The sequence below is a fragment of the Corynebacterium sputi DSM 45148 genome (genome assembly GCF_000427865.1).
GTDB classification, from domain to species: Bacteria; Actinomycetota; Actinomycetes; order Mycobacteriales; family Mycobacteriaceae; genus Corynebacterium; species Corynebacterium sputi.
In genome coordinates this window covers 14,813-40,936 of the sequence record NZ_ATYV01000012.1, presented here as the reverse complement: position 1 = coordinate 40,936, position 26,124 = coordinate 14,813, and the positions used below count along the sequence as shown (strand labels likewise).

Genomic DNA, 26,124 nt, shown 5'->3' with positions numbered 1-26,124 from the left:
CGGAACCTGAGGTTCCGTGCCCCTTAACCACTTACAGGCTCGGGCGCGTGCCCTCAACTGAGTCCTCTTCGTCATTCATGACGTTGTCCGAGGACATCGGGACGATGGTCGGCAGGACCATCGGGGAACGCTTCCACTTAGAGTTGATCTGCTTCTCCACGCGGCGGCGGACCTCCTGGGCCATGCGGTACGGGTTGTTCTCTCCCGTGCCAGCCAGGTCAATCATCGTGCTGTCGACGAGGTCTGCGACCTCACCGGCGAGCTCCTTGGTGTCGTCCGAGAAACCACGGACCTGCACCTTGGGAACCTCCAGCGGACGGCCGGTGCGGTTGTCGATCACGGCGGTGATGGCCACCAGACCACCTTCGCCGAGCTCGGTGCGGTCTGCGAGCACGTCCTTGTCGACGTCACCCATGGTGACGCCGTCGACGTACAGCTGACCGACCGGGATCTGACCAACAACGCGTGCACGGCCATCGACTAGGTCGACGACTACACCGTTCTGTGCCAAGACGACGTTCTCCGGCTTCACTCCCGTGGAGACTGCGAGTTCCTTGTTGGCACGCAGGTGACGCCACTCACCGTGGACCGGCATCGCGTTGGACGGACGAACTGCGTTGTAGAGGAACAGCAGCTCGCCGGCGAAACCGTGACCGGAGGTGTGCACGTTAGCGTCCTTGCCGGTCACTACGGTGGCACCGATCTGCGACAGCATGTTGATGACGCCGAAGACGGCCTCTTCGTTACCCGGAACGAGCGACGAGGACAGGATGATCAGGTCACCGTCACGGACGGTGATCTGACGGTGCTCACGGCGAGCCATGCGACTCAGGGCGGCCATCGGCTCACCCTGGGTACCAGTGGTGACCAGGAGGACCTTGTGCGGGGCCATCTTCGCGGCCTCGTTCATCTCAACGATGGTGCCGCGAGGCGCGTTGAGGTAACCGAGCTCCTCGGCGATCCGCATGTTGCGGATCATGGAACGACCGTTGAAGGCAACCTTGCGGCCGGCTGCGACAGCAGCGTCGATGGCGACCTGCACGCGGTACACGTTCGACGCGAAGGTCGCGACGATCACACGCTGCTTGGCCTCAGAGATCAGTCGACGCATCGCCGGAACAATGTCCGACTCCGAGCCGGAGACGCCCGGGGTAGCGGCGTTGGTGGAGTCACACAGGAAAAGGTCAACACCCTCGTCACCGTAACGGGACAGTGCCGGCAGGTCCGTCGGACGTCCGTCCGGCGGGGTCTGGTCGAGCTTGACGTCACCGGTGTGCACAACCAGGCCGGCGCCAGTCTTCAGCGCGATGCCGAGGCAGTCCGGGATGGAGTGGTTGACGGCGAAGAAGCGGACGTCAAACGGTCCGTAGTTGACGCGGGAGTCCGCGTCGACCTCAACGCACTTCGGACGCAGGCGGTGCTCCTGGCACTTCGCCTGGATCAGCGCGAGGGTGAATTTCGAGGCAACCACGGGGATGTCCGCGCGCTGCTTGAGCATCCACGGAATAGCGCCAATGTGGTCCTCGTGACCGTGGGTGACGATCAGTGCGTCGACCTTGTCCCACTTGCCATCCAAGTAGGAGAAGTCCGGCAGGATCAGGTCGACGCCCGGCTCGTTGGAGCTCGGGAACAGCACACCACAGTCGATGAGAAGCAGGCGGCCGCGGTACTCGAAGACAGTCATGTTGCGGCCGATCTCGGAGATACCACCGAGGGCGACGATGCGCAGTCCGTCCTTAGGAGTCTTCGGCGGCTCCTGCAGGCGCTTGGTCAGATCCGCGCCCTGCATGGACTGGACGACGTTGCGACGCTCGCCGCCGCCTCCGCCACGGCCACCACGGCCGCGGTTTCCGCCGCCCTGGCCACCCTGACCGCCGCGGCCGCGGCCACCGCGGCCACCGGAGCGTCGGGAAGCGTTGTTTCCGTCCTTGTTTCCTTCTTTGTTGGAGCCGCCGTTCCTGCCCTTGTTGGCATCGGAACGGGACTTTCCGCCCTCGTTGGAGGACTCAGACCGGGCGGATTCGCTCGGCTGCTGGTCCTGCTTACGGGGTGCATCACCTTCCTGCGGGGGCCCGGCCTTGCGGGTCACCTTGCGGGAACGGTTACGGTTCTCAGTCACTTAGAGAACACCAGCCTCTCGGAGGTCATCTGCGAGCAGGTTCATCTGCTCGTCATCGGGTGCAATTTGAGGAAGACGTGGTTCTCCGGCCGGAACGCCCAGAAGATTCAGGGCTGCCTTGGAAAACGCGGTTCCGCCCAGGCGACCCTGAGCGTTGAAAAGAGGTGTGAAAGAGGCGTGGATGCGCCGGGCACCTTCGACGTCGCCAGCGTCGTAAAGCCTACGAAGCTCAGCGAGGCGCGCGGGTGCGGCGTGTCCGATAACGGAGATGAAACCGGTAGCACCGATCGACAACCACGGAAGGTTGAGCACATCGTCGCCTGAGTACCAGGCGAGGTCAGTGTTCTCGATCAGACCGGCTGCGGCACCGAGGTCACCCTTGGCGTCCTTAACCGCGACGATGCGCGGGTGATCAGCGAGCCGGTAGAGAGTCTCCGTAGCAATCGGAACGACAGAGCGCGGCGGAATGTCATACAGACACACCGGAAGCTCAGTCGCGTCGGCGACGGTGGAGAAATGCCGGTACAACCCCTCCTGGTTCGGCTTGGAGTAATACGGCGTGACCACGAGCAGTGCATCTGCACCGGCATCAGCCGATTGCTTGGCCAACTCCACCGACTCAGCCGTGTTGTAGGTACCAGCTCCAGCGACGAGCTTCAGCGAATCACCAAACTCGGCGCGGACAGCTCGGAGAAGACCCAGCTTCTCGTCTACCGACGTCGTGGGTGACTCACCCGTGGTTCCGGCGAGGATGAGAGTGTCGACGCCGCCGTCAGCCAAATGTCCGGCGATGCGGATTCCGGCCTCGACGTCAATGGAGCCGTCCTCATTGAACGGGGTAACCATGGCGACACCGACGGTGCCGAGTACGTCGGACTGTCGGGTCGATGCATGTCCTGTGGTCATTTTCTCCGGCTTTCTGCTCAAGGCGGCCCTTCGTCTTCTCCCAGGCCGCGGTGGGGCGCGGCTGCCCCACTGGTTCCATCCGTCAAACCGGTAGCTAAGACCGGTTCTTTCACTTGTACAGGCCCGCCCCCGAAGGGCTACCCCTCGAAAGCGTACGGGCTCGACGCAACGACTGAGCCGTCGCGAAGCGTTCCGATGTCGAAGTCCGCGAAAGCGTTGGGAGCCACCTTCCTCAGTTCTCTGAGGCAGGAGACCGCCAGTTCGCGGATCTCGGCGTCGGCGTGTTCAGTGGCACGCATGCCAATGAAATGACGCCACGTCCTGTAGTTGCCCGTTACCACGATACGTGTCTCAGTAGCGTTTGGGAGAACCGCCCTCGCGGCCTGTCGCGCCTGCTTGCGTCGCAGCAACGCGTTGGGTTCGCCCTCGGTCTTCGCTTCCAGCGCGCCGAGCAATTCATTGTATGCCTGACGAGACTGGTCAACAGCGGTATCGAACAACTTCAGAAGTTCTTCGTCCTCCCTTATCGCCGCCGGGGCGACGACATTGTTCGCAGAATCAGGGACAAACCGCTGCGACAACTGGGAGAACGAGAAATGACGGTGCCGGGTCAGCTCTTGCGCACATGAACGCGACAGGCCTCGGATATAGATCGTCGCGGTGGCGTGTTCGAACAACGCCACGTGTCCGACTTCGAGAACATGCCGTAGGTACGCCTCATTGTCCGCGGTCTGCGGATTCGGCTTGTTCCAGGTCTCGTAGCAAGCGCGGCCGGCGAATTCGACCAACGCTTCTCCGTCACGTACCCCACCACCGAACTCCGGAGCCTCCCAGTCAATTCCGGCAGGGGGAGAGAAAGAGGTCGCGGCAATGAGAGTGACCTCCGGCTGGACCGTCGTTGACACGTCGAATCAGAGCCCCAGGTAGTGCTCGAGGCCGATGGTCAGGCCTTCGTTGTCACCAATCTGGCGGACGCCCACCAGCACACCTGGCACGAAGCTGGTGCGGTCATAGGAATCCTGCTGGATCGTCAGCGACTGGCCGGTGGTGCCAAAGATCACGGTCTCGTGTGCCACAGATCCGGTCATGCGCACTGCATGCACCGGCACTCCGTCGACATCTGCACCGCGGGCGCCATCGAGAGCCTGCTCGGTGGCATCGGGCTGGGGTGCCATTCCGGCTTCTCGCCGGGCCCGCGCGATTCCCTCGGCAGTGTGAATCGCAGTGCCGGACGGAGCGTCCTTCTTATGCGGGTGGTGCATCTCGATGACTTCAGCCGACTCGAAGTACTTGGCGGCGAGTTCGGAGAACTTCATCGTCAGCACTGCCGAAATGGCAAAGTTCGGTGCGATCAGCACGTTGGAGCGCACACCTTTATCCGCGGCCTCAGAGATCCAGCCTCGCACCGTGTCCAGTCGCTCCGGGGTGAAGCCGGTCGTACCAACGACTGAGTGGATGCCGTTCGCGATGCAGAACTCCAAGTTCCCCATCACAGCGTCCGGCTGAGTGAAGTCCACGACGACGCTCGCGCCGCCATCGGTCAGGTTAGTCAACGCATCACCTGCGTCGACCTGAGCGACCAAATCAAGGTCACTGGCGGCCTCGACCGCGTCACAAATGGTACGGCCTACCTTGCCGCCTGCCCCGAGAACTCCGACTGAGATGTTGCCCATGCTCACGTATCTCCCCTGGTTGTTGAATCTGTTTCTTCCACCACACCGTACCCCGCGACTAGGACCGTCTGTACCGGTACCGGGCAGCTGTGACATCGCTGTCCAGGTTCGCCGACAAGTCCGGGAAGTATTCAGCGCATTCGCGCGTTAATACCCCTTTGGTACACCCGGAGCCGCGATTGCGGCCTTCGCGTCTCCCATTGCCTCGTTCGGTTGGTAGTGACAGTTAAATAAGAACAGCGTAGGGTACCCCGGGTCCGTATCGACACCCGTTACGTCACAGGAAGGACGGTCGTGCCCGACTTAACCCCAGAGACCATTGACCGGAGAACCCGGAATTTGGCTATCTACGTGCTGCTGGCCGCAGCATTCGTCGCGATCCTCAATGAGACGCTCATGTCGATCGCGATTCCCGTCCTGCAGACGGACTTCGGAATTCCGCCGTCGACGGCCCAGTGGCTCACTACGGGCTTCCTGCTGACCATGGCTATCGTGATTCCAGTCACGGGATTCCTCATTGGCAGGTTCACGACCCGACAGCTTTTCATCGGCGCGATGGTCGTGTTCCTCGCCGGTACCTTGATCGGCGCATTGTCGCCAATTTTCCCGTTGGTCATTCTCGGCCGCGTTGTCCAGGCATCTGCCACCGCGGTGATGCTGCCGCTGTTGATGACCACGGTCCTCAACCTCGTTCCGGAGAATGAGCGCGGCAAGATGATGGGAAACATCTCCATTGTTATCGCCGTGGCTCCCGCGATCGGCCCGGCAGTGTCCGGTGGCATTCTCTCCGCTACCGACAACAACTGGCACATGCTGTTCTGGACCATGGTCCCGATCGTCGTGATTGTCGGTGCCGTCGGCGCGTGGGTCTTGCCCAACGTCGGTGAGCGTAAGGACAAGAAGGTCGACTTCCCGTCGGTCGTTCTCGCCGCAGTTGGCTTCGGTGGTCTGGTGTACGCACTGAACCTGGTCGGTTCCGATGGCGGTGTCCTGGCGATCTCCGTCTTCGGCGTCGCAGGTGCAGTCAGCCTGTTTGTCTTTATTCGCCGACAGCTCACTCTTGCTCCGCAGAACAAAGCTCTGCTGGACTTCCGTGCGTTCTCCCAGCGCAGCTTCACCATCTCTGTCGTCATTCTCTGCGCCGGCATGCTGTCGATGTTCGGACTGATCATCCTTTTGCCGCTGTACCTCGCCGATATTGGCGTATCCGCACAGGTGATGGGACTGGCGATGATGCCAGGTGCGCTGCTGATGGGTCTGATGGGACCGATCATTGGCCGACTGTACGACCGCCTCGGTCCGCGTCCCCTGGTGATCCCAGGTTCGGTCTTGCTGACCGTGGGCATTGCTGGTCTGGCGTTCGTCGGTACCGAGACTCCCCTGGCGTGGGTTATTGGCTGCCACATCATCATGATGTCCGGCCTTGGATTCCTGTTTACCCCGCTGTTTAGCTGGGGCTTGGGTTCGCTGCCTAAGTCGCTGTATGCGGATGGCTCAGCCATCGTCAATACTCTGCAGCAGGTCTTCGGTGCCGTCGGTACCGCATTGTTCGTCACGATCGCGGGTATGGCCGCAGCAGCCGCTGCATCATCGTCCGGCGTCGACGTTCCCACGACTACTGATTGGGTATCCGGCTACCGGGTCGCGTTCACGGTCGGTGCCGTCCTCTCGGTCGGTGTCATCGTCTTGGCATTCATGATCAAGCCGCACAAGAGGAACACCTCGGTTCTCGAGTCGGTCTAAGGAAAAAGGACGTCGCTTTACGACGTCCCCCTCACCCACTCCATGAATAAACCCCGCCACATAAGTGGCGGGGTTTATTCGGCGCTGAAGTTACTTGCTGGGAACCAGCGAGATCTTGCCGCGGTTGTCGATGTCGGCGATCTCGACCTGGATCTTGTCACCGACGCTGACGACGTCCTCGACCTTGTCGATGCGCTTGCCGTCACCGAGCTTCGAGATGTGGACCAGGCCGTCACGGCCCGGAACCAGGGAGACGAATGCACCGAAGGCAGTGGTCTTGACGACTATGCCCAGAAAACGCTCGCCGACCTTCGGCAGCTGCGGGTTGGCGATGGCGTTGATCTTCTCGATCGCGGCGTCTGCCTCGGAGCCGGTGGCTGCAGAGACGTAGACGGTGCCGTCATCCTCGATGGAGATGTTGGCGCCGGTCTCCTCGGTGATGGTGTTGATGACCTTGCCCTTGGGTCCAATGACCTCACCGATCTTGGACACGGGGACCGAGATGGTGGTGATCTTCGGGGCGTGGGCACTCATCTCGTCCGGGGAGTCGATGGCCTGCTCCATGACCTCAAGGATCGTCTCGCGGGCGTCACGGGCCTGGCCCAGCGCGTTAGCGAGGACCTCGGACGGGATGCCGTCGAGCTTGGTGTCGAGCTGCAGGGCGGTGATGAACTCAGCGGTACCTGCGACCTTGAAGTCCATGTCACCAAATGCGTCTTCTGCACCGAGGATGTCAGTGAGGGTGACGAATCGGGTCTCGCCGTCGACCTCGCCGGAGACAAGTCCCATAGCGATGCCGGCAACCGGGGCCTTCAGCGGGACACCGGCGTTGTACAGCGACAGGGTCGATGCACAGACGGAACCCATGGAGGTGGAGCCGTTGGAGCTCAGTGCCTCGGAGACCTGACGGATCGCGTAGGGGAATTCCTCGCGGGACGGCAGGACCGGCACGATGGCGCGCTCGGCGAGTGCGCCGTGGCCGATTTCGCGGCGCTTCGGGGAACCGACGCGACCGGTCTCACCGGTGGAGTACGGCGGGAAGTTGTAGTGGTGCATGTACCGCTTGGAGTCCACCGGGCTCAGCGAATCGATCTGCTGTTCCATCTTCATCATGTCCAGCGTGGTGACACCCAGGATCTGGGTCTCGCCGCGCTCGAACAGTGCGGAGCCGTGGGCGCGCGGGATCAGGTCGATCTCGACACCAAGGTCACGGATCGCGTCGACCGAACGGCCGTCGATGCGGAAGCCATCGGTGAGAATGAGCTCACGAACAACGTCCTTCATCAGGCCGTTGTAGGCGTTACGAATCTCCTGCTCACGGCCCGGGAACTGCTCCGAGAGCTTCTCGACGGTCTCAGCCATCTGCTCATTCGTCGCGTCATCGCGATCCTGCTTGTTCGCCTGCTTCAGCAGCTTCGGAAGTCGCTTGGCAGCGATCTTCTTCACGGCAGCGAAGACATCGTCCTCATAGGCCGGGAACAGCGGGAACTCACGGGTTTCCTTGGCAGCCTCGTCGGCCAGCGCCTGCTGTGCACGGCACAGTTCAGCGATGTGCGGCTTGGCAGCCTCGAGGCCCTCGGTGACGACGGACTCGGTGGGCGCCTGGGCGCCATCAGCGACGAGTGCGGAGACCTTGTCGGTCGCACCTGCCTCGACCATCATGACGGCGACGTTGTCGTTCTTCTTGCCGCGGCCCTTGGACTTCTTGTCGTCGACCAGACGGCCGGCAACAACGATCTCGAACACAGAGTTCTCGTGCTGCTCGTGGGTCGGGAAGGCAACCCAGGCGCCCTTCGGGTGCTTCTCGTCAACGACGAGTGCCATGCGGACACCGCCGACCGGGCTGGAGACCGGCAGGCCGGACAGCGCGGTGGAGGCGGAAGCGCCGTTGATCGCGACGACGTCGTACATGTCCTTCGGGTCGAGAGACAGCACGGTCACTACGATCTGGACCTCGTTGCGCAGACCCTTCACGAAAGTCGGGCGCAGCGGGCGGTCGATCAGGCGGCAGGCCAAGATGGCGTCGGTGCTCGGGCGACCTTCACGACGGAAGAAGGAGCCCGGGATGCGGCCGACGGAGTACATGCGCTCTTCCACGTCCACGGTCAGCGGGAAGAAGTCAAAGCCTTCGCGGGGCTTGTTAGATGCGCTGGTGGTAGACAGCAGCATCGTGTCGTCGTCCAGGTAGGTGGTGACCGACCCGTCAGCCTGCAGTGCAAGCTGACCGGTCTCGAAGCGGATCTCACGCTTACCGAAATCACCGTTGTCAATGACGGCTACGGTTTCGATGATGTCGTCGTAGTCATCGTCATAGTCAAACTGGTTGTTATCACTCATACGGTGCTAATTCACGTCTTTCGATCATGTGTCCCCCAGGGCGATCATCGGTGTCGCCCTCTTTGTTCTTCTTTCACGGGACATCACGACCACATTAACAGGCGAAACGCTGGTTTCCCAGATGAGCTCAGCCACACAGAGCTGAAAAAGCCCCGCACCTCATAGGTGCGGGGCTCTCTACGGAAAGCTTAGCGACGCAGGCCGAGCTTGCCGATCAGCGCACGGTAGCGCTCGACGTTGTTGTCCTGCAGGTACTGCAGCAGTCCCTTGCGACGACCGACCAGCAGCAGCAGACCACGACGGGAGTGGTGATCGTGCTTGTGGGTCTTGAGGTGCTCGGTGAGCTGACGAATACGGGTGGTCAGCAGTGCGACCTGAGCCTCCGGCGAACCGGTGTCGGTCTCGTGCAGGCCGAACTCCTTGAGAACTTCGGACTTCTGCTCAGTGGTCAGCGACATGGCGCGACTCCTTCTGTTGTATCGGTTATTTCAGTCCACAGTGGTCTCCAGAGTTCTGGATGCAGCAACTGTTCGTGGACCACAGTCGCGACCAGAGGAGAATGTTACACGGTGCTTCCGGTGTTCGGTTAATTTGCACCGCCGGCTGGTTAGTTCTCCCCGAGAAGCTCCATCGCCGTACGCACGTCGGCGTTCATCTGGTCAATGAGGTCGTCGACATTGTCAAACTTCACCATGCCTCGGATGAACCCAACGAAGTCGAGGTGTCCGGTCAAACCGTACAAATCAGCACTGCGCCCAATGACGTGAGCCTCCACGGTGCGTTCAGTGGCATCAAAGGTGGAGTTGGTGCCCACGCTGACCGCAGCCGGGTACTTCACACCCAGGAGCATGTCACCATCTGGATCTGACCCGGTTCGGACCGGACCGTCGGTGACGGCAAACCAGGCCGCGTACACACCGTCAACAGGGACGGCGGTGCCTTCGGAAAGGTCAAGATTGGCCGTCGGGAAGCCGAGCTGTGCGCCTCCCCTGCCCTGACCGTTGATCACTTCGCCGGTGAGCCGATGCGGGCGTCCGAGGAGTTCTGCCGCTATGTCGACTCGCCCCTCCGCCAGCTCTCGCCGGATCCGAGTCGACGACACCGTCTCGTCTGTCTGCTCCAACAGGTCAACAATGGTCGCCGACATCCCGTGCGCTGAAGCATGACCTGGAAGCGTCTTCGCAGTTCCGGCTGCCTTGGAGCCATAGGTGAAGTTGTCTCCAACGAAGACTTCCTGCGCACCTAGAGCGTCATGAAGGATGTCCCCGACGAACTGCTCCGGCGACAGGGCCGCAAATTCTTTGGTAAACGGGACCACCAGCATGTGGTCCACGCCCAGCGCCCCCGCAAGCTCCGCTTTGCGCTCAACTGACAGCAACGCTGCAGGTTCAGTACCCGGCGCGAACACTGCCCTCGGGTGCGGGTCGAAGGTAACGAGAACGCAGGGAAGCCCCTTGCTCTTCGCTGCAGCGACCGCGGTACGGATGAGCTCCTGGTGTCCGCGGTGTACGCCGTCGAAGAATCCAACCGTCGCAATTGAGCGGTCGAAGTTTTCGGGTACTTCATTCAGTCCGTGCCAGATGTCCACTCCGCCAGACTACGACATACGATGCTGACATGAATGAATCGGTTCTCACTCCGGATCCGCTTGCGGATTCCGGTCTCGTTATCGTCGATAAGCCGTCCGGAATGACTAGCCATGACGTGGTTTCGCGGCTCCGTCGGATCTTCGGAACTAAGCGGGTGGGGCATTCGGGGACGCTGGACCCGATGGCGACGGGTGTGCTGGTGCTGGGGCTTAACCGGGGCACGAGGTTTCTTCCGTCGGTGCATGCGGACACGAAGGCTTATGAGGCAACGATCCGGCTCGGGGCATCGACTCTCACTGACGATATGGAAGGTGAGGTGCTGTCGGAAGCGGATGCTTCTGGGGTGTCGGATGAGGACGTCGAGAAGCAAGTTCTGGCTCTTAGCGGCGACATCATGCAGCGACCGGCATCGGTGTCTGCGGTGAAGATTGATGGTGTACGGGCACATGAGCGGGTCCGTCGTGGTGAATATGTAGTGCTTCCAGAGCGGCCGGTGACGGTGTCGCGTTTTGACGTCACGGCCATCCGCCGTACAGACACGTGGGTGGACCTGGATGTTGTGGTGGAATGCTCAGCCGGCACGTTTATTCGGTCGCTAGCGAGGGATATGGGCGCTGCCCTCGGCGTGGGTGGGCACCTCACAGCTCTGCGGCGCACTGCGGCCGGGCCGTTCACGATTGCAGACGCTCGGACCCTGGAACAGCTTGAGGCAGAGCCCGTGCCATCGATGTCTCTTGATGAGGCCGCGCTGCGGTGTTTCCCTGCCGTAGACATCACAGCCGAGGACGGTGCCGCGTTGGCTCAGGGCAAGTGGCTCACTGCCCGGGGACTGAAGGGCGTTCACGCTGCTCGAACCCCGGATGGTCGAGTACCTGCCTTAGTCGAGGAATCAGGCAAGCGTCTGAAGACGTCGTTCGTCCTGCGCCCTTCGACGCTCTAAATTGAGACGACCTCACGCAGAGCGGTTGGGCGGCGGTTGAACAAGTCCGGCACTTCGTCCAATCGGACCGATTCGGACAGCACTTGATCCCAATCGATCATCCGGCCATATGTCGTGAGGAAGTCCACTGCCTCCTGCAAATGCCGCGGCTCATAGTTGTGGACGCCAGTGATGGTGTGCCAGCCACGGACGAGTCGTTCTGGATCAATGGGCACCACAGGGCCAGGGCTGACGCTGCCAACGAGGACCAGCACTCCCCCGATGTCCAGGCGCTCGAAGCAGTCTCCGACAGCACCGATGTTCCCGGAGAAGTCAAAGACCACGTCCATCGGTGCATCACTGAGGCTTTCCTCAGCTCCGAGCTCCGCCGCTAGGGCTACCCGGCGCGGGTCGGGGTCAGATACCTCGACCAACGCTGCTCCTTGGGTCAAAGCCACTGCTGCCGCCATAAGCCCGAGCATGCCCACTCCACTGATTAGGACACTGCGACCGTTGAGAGTGCCAGCGGCCTCCACTGCAGCCATCACTGTCGCCAGTGCGCACCCTGCAGCAGCCGCACTACCGTCGGCCACCTCAGGGGGAACTTGCACCACCGGTTGGTGCTGACGCAACAGAATGTGGGTCGAATAGGTACCGGACAGCGGCCACGGTCCGTCGATCGGCTCATGGCCGGTCTTCAGTACCGCGCGGCATTTCGCCGTTCGACCTTGGATGCATCGATCGCATTGCATGCACGGGGCGGTAACCGACCACACCACCCGGTCCCCGACCCTCGCCGGGCTTCCGTCAACCAATACCGCGTCTGAGCCGGTGGCCTCGATGTGCCCAACGCCCTCATGTCCAAGAATCGATGGAAACGCTGCCGGCCGGCGTCCGGTGACTGAATGCCGGTCGGAACCACACACAGTTGCTGTGTCCACCCGAACGAGTATCTCGCCGTCACCGGGCTGAGGGAGGTCAATGGCCCTTAGCTCGAAGTCGGAGCCGCCAAGCCAGACCAGTGCGCTCGCGCTCACACGGTCTCCAGTGCGAGGTCCGCAACCGATCCGAGAACAAGATCCGCTCCAGCAGTCTCAAAATCCGCTCCGGTGAGGTGACCGGTGAGCACTCCAGCGGAGGTAACCCCTGCGGCCTTCGCCGATTCCACGTCCACCACGGTATCTCCCACCGAGATGACACTCTCGGGGTCAGTGACTCCGGTCTTCTCCATAACAGCGAAGATTAGATCTGGGGCCGGGCGTCCGGCGGAGACTTCATCGCCGCACACGACGGCGTCGAGAAGCAGATCTTCTTCTCCTTCTGTTCCCCACCCAAGCTGCCCAAGAATGAGGTCCGCGATCTGACGGGAGAATCCCGTGGTCAGCGCGACCTTAGTGCCGGCAGAGCGCAATCGCTGCAGAGCGTCCTCCACTCCCGGCAGCGGGACCGGCGGATCTTCGCGGTACGCGGTGGCAAGTTCCCCGAGGAACCAGCCGAAGGTGCGCTCAACGAGCGTGTCATCGGCAGGCACGCCTCCGATCTCGAAGAGGTTGCGGATTGCCCACTTCTTCTCTGTTCCCATCCACTGCTGGAACTCCGCGTCGGTGAATACGGCTCCTTCCCTTTCCACGGACTCGCGAAGCACGCGGTACACGTGGTCTCCGTCGTCAATGGTGGTGCCGGCCATGTCGAATACTGCGAGGGTCTTCATTGTCTCTCCTGATTGTGTGTTGTTGATGGTGCGCTGTGGCTGGTCTAGCGGACAGATTTTCTGATCCACATCGCCAGCAATTCGATGATGAGGACAACGGCGATGAGCATCAGCAGGATGTAGGTGACCACCTCGAACTGGTTGACCCGGGTGGCGTTGAGCAGCTGGAATCCGATTCCTCCGGCGCCAACAACTCCCAGCAACGTGGCTGACCTGATGTTCGTGTCCAGCAGGTAAATCATGTGCGCGACGAACGCGGGTGCGGACTGCCGGACTGTCGCTGAGAAGAACACTTGTGGTTCGGAGGCACCACCAGTGCGGATAGCCTCTTGGACCCGTACGTCCGTTTCTTCCAGCGAGTCAGCGCTGAGCTTCGACAACAAGCCCACCGCACCGACCGCCAGCGCGAGAGTTCCTGCCACCGCGCCCAGTCCCGAGATCACCACGAAGATGATCGCCAGGATCAGCTCCGGGATGCCGCGGATGACCACGATGATCATTCGGAAGAAGCCATGGACATACCGATTGCGGACTATGTTGCGCGCGGCAAAGATGCCAATTGGCAGTGCGAGGATCGCACCGAGGAATGTTGCTGCGAAGGCGATCTGCACAGTCACCAGCATTTGCTGCCAAATCACGGTGCCGATGCCGCCGGCCGAGGGCGGGAAGAACAGCGCTAGGACCTCGGGGAGATTCATCACGCCGGTGGCGAGGTTCGCGACCGAGATGTTGGCAACTGACCACGACCAGAGAACCAGCCCGATCACAGCGACGAAGGTGAGAACCCGTCGAACACGGTCCACGGACCATGGGGGCAAAGTGCCAGTTGCTTCCCGACGTCCACCCCACATCCGATCAACCCAGGTCCCCTTCGCTGCATGCGAGCCGCCAAGTAGTGCTGCCCGGATTGTTCCGGAGATCAACTCGGTAATGATGCATATCGCCAGCACCACCAGGGCCAGCGCCATGCCGCGTTGGTAGTCCAGGACTCGCAGAGCATCAGCAATGGCGAGACCGAGACCACCGACTCCCACGTATCCGAGAAGGACCGACGTACGCAGATTGATGTCGAAACGGTGCAGCGCCGTGGCGATGAGCTGGGGCATGAGTTTCTGAGGAATCGCCGCCCATAACTGCTGGCTTCTGCGGGTACCGGCGGATTCGATGGCGGTGCGCGGGCCGTCGTCAAGCTCTTCGATGGCATCGGCATACAATTTGCCCACCATGCCGACAGAGTGGATGCCCATCGCGAGAATGCCTGCGGTTGCGCCCAGTCCGAAGACTCGGACAAACAAGATGGCCAGGACCAAGTCTGGGATTGCTCGGGCGATAACGATGACAGTGCGGGCAGTGCCGCGGCCAAGCTTGTTGCGAGCAGTGGATGAGGCTGCAGCGACGGCGATCGGCACCGAGAACAGCACCGACAGCACTGTCGCGAGGAACACGATGGCGAAGGTCTCTGCGATCAGGGAGAGCAGTTCCCCAATGGGTGGAAAGTCCAGCGGGAACATCCGGCCGGTGAAGGCGACGGCGTTCTCCATGGAATTGATAATCGATGCCGGGTTGATCCCAAGGTCATAGACAGACCAGGCACCAACAACAACCATTGCCACCAGTACGAGCGGAACGGCGACGCCGCTAAAGGTGGCCCTTCGCGCCGGCCGTTCGAGGGTTCGGCTGCTCATCGGCGCTCCACCTGAACCTCGTCGACGCTCTCGCGGGTGCCGGCGACGGATTCATAGATTCGGCTCGCTTCAGTGGCATCGATGTCGCCGGTGTTCCGGTCGAACACTACTTCACCCGAGCGCAGCCCGACGATCCGGTCAGCGAAATCGATCGCCAACTGCACCTGGTGCAACGAGGCGATGACCGTGAGGTTGTCTTCGACAGAGATCTCCCGCAGCAGGTTCATCACCTGCAGGGAACTCACCGGGTCGAGGGAGGCGACCGGCTCGTCGGCAAGCAAGATCCGGGGCTTTTGCATTAGCGCACGGGCAATGGCGACTCTCTGCTGCTGCCCTCCGGAGAGAGTGTCCGCCCTCTGGTACGCCTTGTCTGCCAGCCCAACCCGATCCAGCTGAGTGAGGGCTTCTTCCCGCACCGACTTCGGGTACATCAACAGGCTTAGCCGCGGCCCACGTAGTGATCCGAGTCGGCCGGTGCAGACATTCTCTAGGACCGACATGGGGCCTATGAGATTGAAGTGTTGGAAGATCACGGCAATGTCCCGGCGCAGTTCGCGCAGTGCCTTCCGGTCCGTGGCGCCAAGATCCTCGCCGAGCACTCGGATCGTGCCCTCTGTCGCGGTATGCAGACCGTTGAGGTGCCGCAACAAGGTGGACTTTCCAGATCCGGACAATCTGAGCAAAACGGTGGTCTCACAGGTACGGAAACCGACGTTGACGTCGTCAAGCCCCTTCACTCCTCCCGGAAACTCCTTGGTGACGTGGCGAAGCTGCACCGCGTAAATGGCGTCGAGCTCTCGCTGCAGTTCAGGGGTCATGCGGTCCGGGTTGTGCTGAACGTTCATGTTGTCGTCTCCAGTTCCTCGGGCCGGTTACCCGACGCTCCGGCATGCGTCAGCCGCAGTGGCCTCGCATACCTCGCGAATCGAGTCATAGTCAGAGTCAGCTACCGACACGTAGCCCCACTCGGTCTCCTCCGGAAGAATGCAATCGTCGACGGAGTCACAGATACCGTCCTCGACCATTGCCTCTTTGTTGGCACGCTCGCGCATGGCGGTGGTGATCGCATCGACGTCTTCGGGATCCAAAGTCGACAGGTTCAGCGCGATCGGATCTTCAGTGATTCCGGCTGACTCCCACACCGGCTCCAGGGCACCTTCCTGGATCTGGCCGGTGCGCTCCAGCGTCGGCAGCATCGCATCATGGGCAAAGGCAATCTCGCACTGGCCAGATTCCAATGCCAGCAAGGACGCGTCGTGACCTCCGGCCATCACAGGTTCAATGTCGGTTTCCGGGTTCAGTCCGGCCTCCATCAGCCCTTCGGACGGGAACAGGTACCCGGACGTGGAAGCGGCCTCGACGAAGCAGACCTTCTTACCCTTTGCATCTTCCAAGCTGGAGATGTCCGAGCCCTGCTTGACGTACGCAAGCGCGGTGTAGGACGGGGATTCATCTTCGGCATTCACCGGGGCGACGACTGCCTCTAGATCGACATCACTGTCTTTTGCGATGACGTAGGAGAACGGACCGTAGGACACGATATCAATCTGGCCGGCGCGCTGACCCTCGATGACTGAGGCGTAGTCAGAGGCGGACTGAAATTCGACGGTCTTGCCGGTCGCCTGCTCAATTACCTGCACTACGTTCTCGAAGGAACCAGCGAGCGACTGCGAGGATTCCGACGACCGATACCTGCCAGATATGACCAACTTCGTACTAACGACGGTACGGGGTTCCACCCCACCGTTCACCATCGTTGCCGGTGACGATGATCCGGCTAACGCACCACGGCAGTGGCGATAACGTAACCGTCTTCAACACTCCAGTTGCCTTCAATGAAGTGGATCATGGTCGGCCGCAAGAGAATGTACGAGATGAAGGTTCCATCCGGGTGGAGATCCACCTGAGCGTCTTCGAAACCGAGCCACTTGCCTGTCACCGGGTACCACGCCTTGTAGGTGGCTTCCTTGGCGCAGAAGAGCAGCCGGCTTCCGAAGTCCGCTCCCCAGGACTTGAGTGCCTTGCGCTCCTGCGGCGTCGAGATGGAATCCACCACTCCTGCCGGAAGCGGCTGTGCCAGTTCTGCGTCGATGCCGATGCTCCGCACCAGAGAGCGCGGCGACACGACGGCAGCTCGGAATCCATCGGTGTGGGTCATCGAGCCGATCACCGGCTCCGGCCACACCGGCATCCCACGTCGGCCGCGCAGAATCGGCGTCAGCGATGGGGCTCCGGTGAGTTCCGCAATGGCAGAGTGCGCGCAGGTGCGGGCGTCGCCAAACTCAGCCTTCCGAGAATCGATGGCACCGGAGACCAGCGCCTTCTCCGATTCCTGGAGACCGTTGTAGTTGCTCAGATCAACTCCGTTAGTCCGCATCTGATGGAAGGCGGATTCAACGGGAAGCATTGACTTGGTGAGCACAGACATTAAACCTCCTTGACCGATACCGGCCATGTGCGGTCGGACGGCAGACGCCGCCATTCCCTGGGATATCCGAGTGACGCTTCGATGTGACGGACTCCGTCATACATCCTGTCGTCCGGGATGTGCAGGTGCCCATAGACGACTGCCTCTGCGCGGTAACGCTGGGGCCAGTCCTCCGTGTGCCTCGTCCCGCACCACATCCCGAGGGTGGGGAACGCCATCGCGTTTACCGGCTCCCGGATAAGGGGCCAGTGGTTGATGAGAATCGTCGGACCTTCGACACGGGACAGCCTCCGGACTGTGCAATCCAAGCGACGCCGGCACCACAGGATCGGGTCCTCGAACGGCTTGATGGCGAACTCGTCAGTGAAGATCATCTGCTGCTCTACTGCGTAGTTCACCGCCTCGTCGACGGTCATGGACTGATCACGCCATGAGTAGTCATAGAGCACGAACAACGGACACACCGTCACTCCGCCAAACTCCGGATATGGGTCTTCCGGGGTGAGAACCCCCATGGACCGACAGCCTTCGATGAGCTGCCAGTAACGAGCCTCCCCAGTGATCTCGTCTGTGCCACGGCAGAAAAGGTCATGGTTGCCAGGCACCCAAATCACCTGTGCGTAGCGTTCAGACAACGACCGGAGGGTGTCCAAGATGAGCTCGGGGCGTTCCGCAACGTCCCCTGCAACGATGAGCCAATCATCCGGATTCGGCGGAACCAGACGTTCGACGATGTTCCGGTTGTCACGGTTCGCCACGTGGAGGTCCGCAACAGCCCATAACACCGTCGGACGGTCGGTTTCCGTCACAAGGGCCTCCATGGATCGTCGGTCGAATTCGTTCTCAGCACACGCCTATAATCACGGAATAATAACAGTTCGGCCGCAGAATAGCAGCCCCGTGATGCAGATCACTAAAATGCGCTAAGGCCTACCATAACACCGTTCACTTGATCCACGCGTCACCTCGGTACCTCAGAACAACTGCGGCACAACGAACTACCAGCATGAGGACCAACCCCCACCAAATACCGGTTAGTCCCCAATCGAAGACGTAGGACATCCACACCGGTGGCAGGAACCCAGTTACGACTGAGAGGATCGTCGCATTTCGAAGAAACGCGGCATCCCCAGCTCCTAACAAGACCCCATCAATCGCAAAGACAACTCCGCCGATAGGGATCAAGAGCACCAGCAGCCACCAGGGGCCGGCTCCAAGCACCTCGAGGACTGACTGATCGTTGGTAAACATGCGCGGGATCAACGAGTGCCCCGCTGCAAAAACTGCTGCGAGAACCAGAGAAAAGATCATCGACCAGAGAATGACCTTGCGTCCGGCATATCTTGCGGTAGCAGCCGAACCTGCCCCGAGTGCCGCACCTACGAGAATCTGCGCGGCAATTGCCAACGAATCCAGCACCAGGGTCAGGAAGCTCCACAGTTGGAGCTGCACCTGGTGTCCGGCCAACGACGGCGCTCCCATTCGCCCGGCCACCGCCGCAGCCGACAGGAAGGCAATCTGAAAGGCGGCGGATCGAAGGATGAGATCGCGACCGAGTACCAACTGCGCCTTGATCAAGGGGAAATCCGGCCGAAGCGATACGTCCCGGCGCTTCGCTTCACGGGCGAGAACAAAGAGGAAGAACAGTGCGGTGATCGACTGTCCAAGAACGTTGGACCATGCGGATCCGACCAGTCCAAACATCAAAACTAAAGGCACGACCGTGAGCGCAGAGGGAATTACTCCAGCGAGAACGAAAAGGAGCGGGCGCCGAGTGTCCTGTAGTCCACGCATCCAGCCGTTGCCGGCCTGAGAGATCAGCGCCAGTGGGATACCTAGCCCAGCGACCTGTAACCACGACGCAGCAGCAGCACCGACGCCGTCCGCTGGCGCAATCCACCGAGTCAGCACGTGGCCGAATAATTGGATGAGCAAGAACAGAATCGAGCCGACGCCAATCGCCACCCAGGTGGCTTGGACTCCTTCGCGAACAACCCCTGGCATGTCGCCACGGCCAAATGCCCGTGATGCACGCGCGGTGGTGCCATAAGCGAGAAAGGTCAGGTCGGTCGTAACCACCGCGAGGATGGTCGCGCCTGCCGCCAAGGCTGCTAGATCGGTTGCGCCCAGACGGCCGATCACAGCAGTATCCAACAGGAGATACAGCGGGACCGCGGTCAACACGCCCAGAGCTGGAAGTGCAAGACCGAGAATTCGTCCCGGTGTGACCCGGTTGTAGGAGTCGGGAGAAGTCACCGTCGGGAAGCGATGGCAGTTTCCGATGCCGACTGTAGGGCGGCGAGGACATCCTCACGGGTCCCCTCAACGCTGCAGCCAGCGGCCCTGATGTGGCCGCCACCGCCGAGGAATCCAGCAACCTGAGATACGTCGATGTCCTTGGTCGAACGCAGCGACAAAGTCCAGTAGTTCGGCTCGTACTCCTTCAGCACCACCGTCACATCGCCTGAGGTCGTGGTCCGGACGATGTTTACGACCGCCTCGACCTCGTCATGTCCGACAGACTTCATCGTCTCATTGGACACGGTGACGTGAACCAGTCCAGCACCACCTCCCCACTCGGGAGCGAACTCCGCTGTAGAGAACACCGCGCCAACGAAGGGAAGGAACTCAAAGGGGTGTCCACCGGTCAACTGCTCACCGATCAAACGCGGATCCGGGCCCCTACCCAGAAGCTTCGCCGCCGCGAGGTGCATCCGCGGACGGCCAAACTGGAAACGGACCGTGTCAGTCAACAGCCCTGCATAGAGCGCATGCGCCATATCCGGGGTGAGCTTCACACCCCAGACCTCGAAGAAGTCGAGCAGGAGCATGGTCGTGGACTCCGCCTCGACGTCAACCATGTTGATGTCACCGAAGTTCTCGTTCGAATCATGATGATCGATAACGACGAGGCGGTCAGCAGAAACCATCCGGTCAGCCAGCGCACCGAGGCGCTGCGTGGAAGCGCAATCGACGGCGATCCACGTGTCGATCCGGATGTCCTCCGGCAGCTCGTCCATAGGAACAAACGCGTCCCAACCAGGAATCGTGAGCAAGGACTTGCTCGGTGCGTCCGTCTCCCCGTAGGTCCACACCGCTCGGATGCCACGCTGACGCAGCGCCATCACCATTGCAGAGGCCGATCCGACCGCATCTGCATCAGGATGCACATGGCAAACGACCACAGCGACCTCGGTCTCTGCGAGCGCATTCGACACCTTCTCGAATGCCGCAGACATCTTTCGGCTGATCGCCTGCTGCGGCGGGACGGTCGTCTGCGGGGTGTCGACCGCCACTAGCTCTGATCCTCGTCCTCGGAGCGGTACGGATTGTCTCCGCCCGACGGGGTCGCACCGCGAGAAGCCTCTGCCAACTCAGCATCTCGACGGCGAGTGCGCTCAAGAAGATCTTCCATATGCGCGGAGGCCTGCGGAACGGTATCCACTTCGAAGGACAAGGTCGGGGTAAAACGCACCCCGGTGCCGCGGCCAACGATGCTCCGCAGCAGCCCCTTGGAACTCTCCAAGGCGTCAGCGGCCTCTTCCCAGTCAGGATCATCGTTCAGCGTCTTGCCACGGACGGTATAAAAAATCGTCGCGTCATGCAGATCACCGGTGACACGACAGTCGGTGATCGTCACGTACTGCAACCTGGGGTCTTTGATCTCCCGCTCCACGGCCGTCGCGACAATCTCTTGGATCCTTTTCGCCAACTTGCGGGCACGTGCTTGATCAGCCATGACTACCACTCCTCGAAACGAGGTCCGGACGCGGATTAATCACCGCCCCGAACATGAACATTCACCCCACACTTTAACCGTAAGAACGTACCGAACGACAAAGGCCTGCCCGACCCCTCTCATGGGATCGGACAGGCCTTCAGTCACCTGTGTTCTTGGAGGTTCACCCTCCGGCGCACAGATTAGTCGCGGGGGACCTCAACCTGCTCGTAAGCCTCGATGAAGTCTCCGACCTGGATGTCCGGGTAGGACAGGACCATACCGCACTCGTAGCCGGCGCTGACCTCGGTCGTGTCGTCCTTCTCACGGCGCAACGACTCGATCTTTGCGCTCTCCGTGATGACGTTGCCGTCACGGATGAGGCGGATCTTCGCGTTACGACGCATCTTGCCGGACTCGACCATACAACCGGCGATGAGACCGATTGCGGAGGCCTTGAAGATGGCGCGGATCTCGGCCCGGCCCAGATCGCGATCTTCGTAGATCGGCTTAAGCATGCCCTTAAGAGCAAGCTCGATGTCGTCGATGGCCTGGTAGATGACCGTGTAGTAACGGATATCCACACCTTCGGCGGTGGCGAGCTCGGTGGCCTTGCCCTCCGCACGAACGTTGAAGCCAAGGATGACAGCGTCCGATGCGGATGCCAGGTCAACGTTGGTCTGCGTCACAGCACCGACACCGCGGTCAATGATGTTCAGCTGGACCTCGTCGTCCACCTCGATCTTCAGCAGCGCCTCTTCCAGAGCCTCAACCGTACCGGCGTTATCGCCCTTCAGGATGAGGTTCAGGGTGCTGGTCTGCTTGAGGATCTCGTCGAGGTTGTCGAGCGAGACACGCTTACGGTTACGCGCCTGGAGCGCGTTACGGCGGCGTGCGTCACGACGGTCAGCGATCTGACGTGCCGTGCGGTCCTCGTTCACCACGAGCAGGCTATCGCCTGCACCACAAACGGAGGTCAAGCCGAGAACCTGGACCGGGCGAGCCGGACCAGCCTCAGTGACATCGTTGCCGTACTCGTCGATCATTCGACGGACACGACCATAGGCATCACCGACGACGATCGAATCACCGACGCGGAGGGTACCGCGCTGAATGATGACGGTCGCCACCGGACCGCGGCCGCGGTCAAGGTGTGCCTCAATGGCGAGGCCCTGTGCGTCCATCTCCGGGTTGGCGCGCAGATCGAGCTCTGCGTCAGCCGTCAGAAGAACGGCCTCCAGCAGATCCTCAATGTGCAGGCCCTGCTTAGCGGAGATGTCGACGAACATGGTGTCGCCGCCCCACTGCTCGTCGGTCAGACCGTACTCGGTGAGCTGGCCGCGGATCTTCTGCGGGTCAGCACCTTCCTTGTCGATCTTGTTGACTGCAACGACGATTGGGACACCGGCGGCCTTGGCGTGGTTAATCGCCTCAACCGTCTGCGGCATGACACCGTCGTCGGCTGCGACGACCAGGATCGCGATATCGGTTGCCTGAGCACCACGGGCACGCATAGCCGTGAAGGCCTCGTGACCCGGGGTATCCAGGAAAGTAACCCGACGCTCGTAGTCCTCGAAGTCGACGCCAACCTGGTATGCACCGATGTGCTGGGTGATGCCGCCGGACTCGCCGCCACCGACGTTCGCCTTACGGATCGAGTCCAGAAGGCGGGTCTTACCGTGGTCGACGTGGCCCATGACGGTGACCACCGGGGGACGGATGACGAGATCGTCATCGCCGCCCTCATCTTCACCGAACTGTAGGTCGAAGGACTCGAGAAGCTCGCGGTCCTCGTCCTCCGGGGAGACAACGTTGACCTTGTAGTCCATCTCGTCGCCCAGCAGCTGCAACGTCTCATCGGAGACAGAGGCGTTTGCCGTGACCATCTCACCGAGGTTGAACAGTGCCTGAACCAATGCTGCCGGATCTGCACCGATCTTCTCAGCGAAGTCGGACAGGGAGGCACCGCGTGCAAGACGCAGAGTCTGACCCTGGCCGCTCGGCAGCTTCACGCCACCGACGACGGAAGGTGCGCGCAGCGCCTCGTATTCATTCCGCTTCTGCCGCTTCGACTTGCGACCCTTGCGGGGTGCTCCACCCGGACGACCGAAGGCACCTGCGGTACCGCCGCGACGGCCACCACGGCCACCACGAGGTCCGCCGCCACCGGCAGACCCACCGGGTCCACCGCTACGGCCGCCGCGTCCACCGGAAGCAGACTTAGCGGGCATCTGTCCCGGGCTCGGGGACGCCGGCATTGCCGACGGCGACGGACGACCGCCACCTGCTGCGCCACCGGGACGAGGACCGCCACGGCGCTCACCGGTGCCACTGGGCTTACCGGGTGCGCCCTGACGCTGACCGCCCTGCGGACGAGGTCCGCCCTGGGAGCGCGGGCCCGGCTTGCCGCCGGGGCCGCCGCCGGGCTTACCGGCTGCTGCACCGGGACGACCCTGCGGACGCGGCATAGCCGACGGGCGCGGGGCCGGGCGGTCGGAACCGCCACCGGTAGAGAAGGGGTTGTTAGCGACCCGCGGGGCACGGGCACCAGGCTTGGCGCCCGGCTTCGATGCTCCACCCTGCGGACGCGGAGCCGGACCGGGCTTTGCGCCCGGCTTAGCTGCGGCTGGCTTCGGGGTAGCCGGAGCTGCCGGAGCAGCCTTCGGTGCTTCCTGCGGAGCCGCCGGCTGCTGCTCTTCAGCAGCCGGGGTCTCCTTGGGTGCACGCGGGCCCGGGGTCGGCTTGGAAGCGGGCTTAGCGCCCGGCTTCGCAGCCGCAACCGGCTTGGCTGCCGGACCCGGCTTAGCCGCGCCAGGCTTCGCAGCAGCCGGACCCGGCTTAGCTGCGCCCGGCTTTGCAGCCGATTCCTTTGCGTTGGTGTCGCCGGAGTTCTCGGCGTACACCTTCTTCATCTTGCGGACGACGGGTGCTTCCACCGTCGACGACGCGGTCTTGACGAACTCGCCCTGCTCTTTGAGCTCGGCGAGAAGTTCCTTGCTGGTGACCCCGAGCTGCTTAGCCAGCTCATGGACACGAAGCTTTCCGGACACTGTTCTCCTCACTTACGGAGTCGAACAGCTCCGGGACGTACCGCCCACGGAAGAGATTCGACTCCGACTAATTACTGCCGTTCATCGCTGATGCTTCATCGGATGCTCATCAGTTTTCAGGTCTTTCTATTGATCTCGGACCCTGCTCCACCGGAGCTACGCTCCACCGGATCCCCGATTTTCGCGAGGTAGGTACGGACAGGGTCAGCGTCCACGGTCATGGACACCTTCAGTGCGCGGCCGAATGCGCGTCGTTTCTCGGCGATCTCCCACGCATCAAGCGTGGGTGTCAACCATGCGCCCCGACCCGGCATTGACCGGTTCGGGTCAGGAACAACTGAAATGTCATCCCCGGTGCGCCGGACCACGACCCGGAGTAACTCCGAGTCCGTGTGGCGGCGCCTGGTGGCGATACAAGTGCGAATCGGACGCTTCAGGGCTGACTCCGCGGTCGGAACTTCCGTTCCATCCGCGATCTCCTCCGGGCTACTCACCCGGAAATCTCCCTTACGCAGCGTCCTACCCGCTTTCCTGCCGTCACCAGTTCTTCGACCGTCTTTCAGCATAACCCGGCGGGGGCAACTTTTTCCAGCCCGCCGCCCAAGCAGCTACTCCGCGTCGGAGTGAATATCGATCCGCCATCCGGTCAGGCGAGCTGCGAGGCGCGCATTCTGGCCTTCACGACCGATAGCCAAAGACAGCTGGTAGTCCGGAACGACGACGCGTGCGCGACGCTCCTCCGCGTCGAGAACCTCGACGGAGACAACCTTCGACGGCGCGAGCGCGTTCCCAACGAACACGGTCGGGTCATCGTTGTAGTCGATGATGTCGATCTTTTCACCGCCAAGGTCCTCCATGATCGCGGAGACACGCTGACCGCGCGGACCGATGCAGGCGCCCTTGGCGTTCAGGCCCTTCACCAAGGGACGGACTGCAACCTTCGAGCGGTGTCCGGCCTCGCGGGAGATCGAAACGATCTCCACGGCGCCGTCAGCAACTTCCGGGATTTCCAACTCGAACAGCTTCCGAACCAGTTCCGGGTGCGTCCGCGACAGGTTGATCGTGACGCCGCGAGGGGTCTTGTCGACACCGACAACGTAGCACTTCACGCGGTCACCGTGGGTGAGGTTCTCACCCGGCAGCTGCTCGGCCGGCAGCAGGATTCCGTCGCGTCCATTGACCTCTGAGCCGATGTGAACGACCAGGATGCCCTTCTCGTTCGCCCAGACATCCTTGCGCACAACGCCGGACACAACCTGGTTGGTCAGATCAGAGTACTCGTCGAAGATCTCAGTATTCCGGGCGTCACGAAGGCGGCTGAGGATCGTCTGGCGGACCTTGTGCGCTGCGACAGCCTCGAAGTTCTCCGGAGTGTCCTCCCACTCAGCAATGAGATTGCCATCTTCGTCGCGCTCCTGCGCGAAGACGGTGACCTCGCCGGTGACCGAATCAATGTCGATTCGGGCGTAATCGGCCGGAGCGGTGGTCTCGCGGTAGGACTCACGGAGGGTACGGGACAAAAGTCCCAGCATCTCCTGAACCCGGATCCCCTGATCCTTTTCCAGGGTCCTGAGTGCTGCCAATTCAATCTTCACTTGTTTCAGTCCTCCAGCCGCGCATTTGCGGCGTCATCGAAATCTTTTCCCGCGAGCTGCACCTCATGGTCCGGTGCAGTTGAGAACTCAACTTCTACCACTGCGGACTTCACCTGCTCCAATTCGAGGACACGCACCACACTTCCGTCGCCAGTCTTCGGAGCCTTCTTTTTGGCTCCCTTGGCGGAACCAGCCTGGGCAGTGGGAACCAAAATCACCTGGCTACCGTCCTCCGAGACAGCGCCAATGCGCCATACCGACTGCACGTCATTGGTGTCCCGAAGGTTCACAAGGCGACCGCGATTGCGCTTCCAATGGCGCGGCAAAGTTAGCGGGTGAGTGACGCCTGGGGTGGATACCTCCAGGGTGAACGGCTGAGTTCCGAAATCGACCTTCCCGGACTCCTCAGCGGCGTCGATGGCGTCGTTGACCACCGCGGTGAGGATCTCCAACTGGTCGAGATCGGGGCTCGGGCGGCCCTCGACGGCATCCAGGAGCACCGTGATCTGTGACTTAGCACCGGCGCGAACGACCTTGATGTCTTCAACGAGACAACCATGCTCGGCGAGCGCGGGATCGATGATGTCGGTGAGGATCTCTTGACTGGGAAGTGGCATGCGGTCGATTCTATCGAGCCCTCGTCATGGCACG

General features: G+C 61.6%; 23 protein-coding genes. 2 read left to right on the top strand and 21 right to left on the bottom strand.

Annotated features, from left to right (window positions below; genetic code table 11):
• Nucleotides 1–31 precede the first annotated feature (31 nt).
• From YWU_RS0107690 to dapB, 4 genes are all read right to left on the bottom strand, one after another.
• On the bottom strand, nt 32–2,119 hold the full coding sequence (locus tag YWU_RS0107690) for a ribonuclease J (RefSeq protein ID WP_027020021.1): 2,088 nt from the start codon (nt 2,117–2,119) through the stop codon (nt 32–34).
• Nucleotides 2,120–3,025 (bottom strand): 4-hydroxy-tetrahydrodipicolinate synthase, encoded by a 906-nt coding sequence (dapA, locus tag YWU_RS0107685; protein WP_027020020.1) that lies wholly within the window; start codon nt 3,023–3,025, stop codon nt 2,120–2,122.
• Nucleotides 3,026–3,162: 137 nt separating this feature from the next.
• Entirely contained in the window at nt 3,163–3,930 is a 768-nt protein-coding gene (gene thyX, locus YWU_RS0107680; RefSeq protein WP_027020019.1) for an FAD-dependent thymidylate synthase, read from the bottom strand.
• A 6-nt stretch (nt 3,931–3,936) separates the two neighbouring features.
• Nucleotides 3,937–4,698 carry a 4-hydroxy-tetrahydrodipicolinate reductase gene (dapB, locus tag YWU_RS0107675; protein WP_027020018.1) on the bottom strand — a complete coding sequence of 254 codons (762 nt, stop codon included), beginning with the start codon at nt 4,696–4,698 and terminating at the stop codon, nt 3,937–3,939.
• A 294-nt stretch (nt 4,699–4,992) separates the two neighbouring features.
• On the opposite strand from dapB, the gene YWU_RS0107670 reads away from it, so the two are divergent.
• Nucleotides 4,993–6,441 carry an MDR family MFS transporter gene (locus YWU_RS0107670; protein ID WP_027020017.1) on the top strand — a complete coding sequence of 483 codons (1,449 nt, stop codon included), beginning with the start codon at nt 4,993–4,995 and terminating at the stop codon, nt 6,439–6,441.
• Between the two features lie 90 nt (nt 6,442–6,531).
• On the opposite strand, the gene YWU_RS0107665 is transcribed toward YWU_RS0107670, so the two are convergent.
• From YWU_RS0107665 to YWU_RS0107655, 3 genes are all read right to left on the bottom strand, one after another.
• A complete protein-coding gene (locus YWU_RS0107665) occupies nt 6,532–8,778 on the bottom strand; it encodes a polyribonucleotide nucleotidyltransferase (protein ID WP_027020016.1) in 2,247 nt (748 codons plus the stop codon).
• Between the two features lie 188 nt (nt 8,779–8,966).
• Nucleotides 8,967–9,236, bottom strand: coding sequence for a 30S ribosomal protein S15 (gene rpsO, locus YWU_RS0107660; RefSeq protein ID WP_027020015.1), 270 nt, complete (start codon nt 9,234–9,236; stop codon nt 8,967–8,969).
• A 149-nt stretch (nt 9,237–9,385) separates the two neighbouring features.
• Nucleotides 9,386–10,366: a bifunctional riboflavin kinase/FAD synthetase gene (locus YWU_RS0107655; protein ID WP_027020014.1), complete on the bottom strand. Its 981-nt coding sequence runs from the start codon at nt 10,364–10,366 to the stop codon at nt 9,386–9,388.
• Between the two features lie 29 nt (nt 10,367–10,395).
• Between YWU_RS0107655 and truB the strand changes: the two genes are divergently transcribed.
• On the top strand, nt 10,396–11,307 hold the full coding sequence (gene truB / locus YWU_RS0107650; RefSeq protein WP_027020013.1) for a tRNA pseudouridine(55) synthase TruB: 912 nt from the start codon (nt 10,396–10,398) through the stop codon (nt 11,305–11,307).
• On the opposite strand, the gene YWU_RS0107645 is transcribed toward truB, so the two are convergent.
• The 14 genes from YWU_RS0107645 to rimP form a co-directional block, all read right to left on the bottom strand.
• The gene (locus YWU_RS0107645) at nt 11,304–12,323 is read right to left on the bottom strand and encodes a zinc-binding dehydrogenase (RefSeq protein WP_027020012.1); all 1,020 of its coding nucleotides are present in this window, start codon (nt 12,321–12,323) and stop codon (nt 11,304–11,306) included. The two genes, truB and YWU_RS0107645, sit on opposite strands and share 4 nt — an antisense overlap.
• Nucleotides 12,320–12,997: a phosphonatase-like hydrolase gene (locus YWU_RS0107640; protein ID WP_027020011.1), complete on the bottom strand. Its 678-nt coding sequence runs from the start codon at nt 12,995–12,997 to the stop codon at nt 12,320–12,322. Before YWU_RS0107640 ends, YWU_RS0107645 begins: the two co-directional genes overlap by 4 nt.
• A 44-nt stretch (nt 12,998–13,041) precedes the next feature.
• Nucleotides 13,042–14,682, bottom strand: coding sequence for a phosphonate ABC transporter, permease protein PhnE (gene phnE, locus YWU_RS0107635; protein WP_027020010.1), 1,641 nt, complete (start codon nt 14,680–14,682; stop codon nt 13,042–13,044).
• Nucleotides 14,679–15,527, bottom strand: coding sequence for a phosphonate ABC transporter ATP-binding protein (gene phnC, locus YWU_RS15805; protein WP_034647463.1), 849 nt, complete (start codon nt 15,525–15,527; stop codon nt 14,679–14,681). The genes phnE and phnC overlap by 4 nt, the downstream gene beginning before the upstream one ends.
• Nucleotides 15,528–15,554: 27 nt before the next feature.
• A complete protein-coding gene (locus YWU_RS15800; protein ID WP_240484083.1) occupies nt 15,555–16,421 on the bottom strand; it encodes a phosphate/phosphite/phosphonate ABC transporter substrate-binding protein in 867 nt (288 codons plus the stop codon).
• A 38-nt stretch (nt 16,422–16,459) separates the two neighbouring features.
• A complete protein-coding gene (locus YWU_RS0107620) occupies nt 16,460–17,110 on the bottom strand; it encodes a 4'-phosphopantetheinyl transferase family protein (protein WP_156892760.1) in 651 nt (216 codons plus the stop codon).
• The gene (locus YWU_RS0107615) at nt 17,110–17,919 is read right to left on the bottom strand and encodes a metallophosphoesterase family protein (RefSeq protein ID WP_027020008.1); all 810 of its coding nucleotides are present in this window, start codon (nt 17,917–17,919) and stop codon (nt 17,110–17,112) included. Before YWU_RS0107615 ends, YWU_RS0107620 begins: the two co-directional genes overlap by 1 nt.
• Nucleotides 17,920–18,055: 136 nt before the next feature.
• Nucleotides 18,056–19,366, bottom strand: a complete 1,311-nt coding sequence (locus YWU_RS0107610) for an MATE family efflux transporter (protein ID WP_034647460.1) — start codon at nt 19,364–19,366, stop codon at nt 18,056–18,058.
• Nucleotides 19,363–20,406 (bottom strand): DHH family phosphoesterase, encoded by a 1,044-nt coding sequence (locus tag YWU_RS0107605; protein WP_051260163.1) that lies wholly within the window; start codon nt 20,404–20,406, stop codon nt 19,363–19,365. The genes YWU_RS0107610 and YWU_RS0107605 overlap by 4 nt, the downstream gene beginning before the upstream one ends.
• The gene (rbfA, locus tag YWU_RS0107600) at nt 20,406–20,849 is read right to left on the bottom strand and encodes a 30S ribosome-binding factor RbfA (RefSeq protein WP_027020005.1); all 444 of its coding nucleotides are present in this window, start codon (nt 20,847–20,849) and stop codon (nt 20,406–20,408) included. Before rbfA ends, YWU_RS0107605 begins: the two co-directional genes overlap by 1 nt.
• 182 nt (nt 20,850–21,031) lie before the next feature.
• Nucleotides 21,032–23,878: a translation initiation factor IF-2 gene (gene infB / locus YWU_RS0107595; protein ID WP_027020004.1), complete on the bottom strand. Its 2,847-nt coding sequence runs from the start codon at nt 23,876–23,878 to the stop codon at nt 21,032–21,034.
• A 116-nt stretch (nt 23,879–23,994) separates the two neighbouring features.
• Entirely contained in the window at nt 23,995–24,354 is a 360-nt protein-coding gene (locus YWU_RS15795) for a YlxR family protein (protein WP_051260172.1), read from the bottom strand.
• Nucleotides 24,355–24,486: 132 nt separating this feature from the next.
• Nucleotides 24,487–25,473 (bottom strand): transcription termination factor NusA, encoded by a 987-nt coding sequence (gene nusA / locus YWU_RS0107585; protein WP_027020003.1) that lies wholly within the window; start codon nt 25,471–25,473, stop codon nt 24,487–24,489.
• 5 nt (nt 25,474–25,478) lie between these two features.
• On the bottom strand, nt 25,479–26,090 hold the full coding sequence (rimP, locus tag YWU_RS0107580) for a ribosome maturation factor RimP (protein ID WP_027020002.1): 612 nt from the start codon (nt 26,088–26,090) through the stop codon (nt 25,479–25,481).
• Between the last annotated feature and the right edge of the window lie 34 nt (nt 26,091–26,124).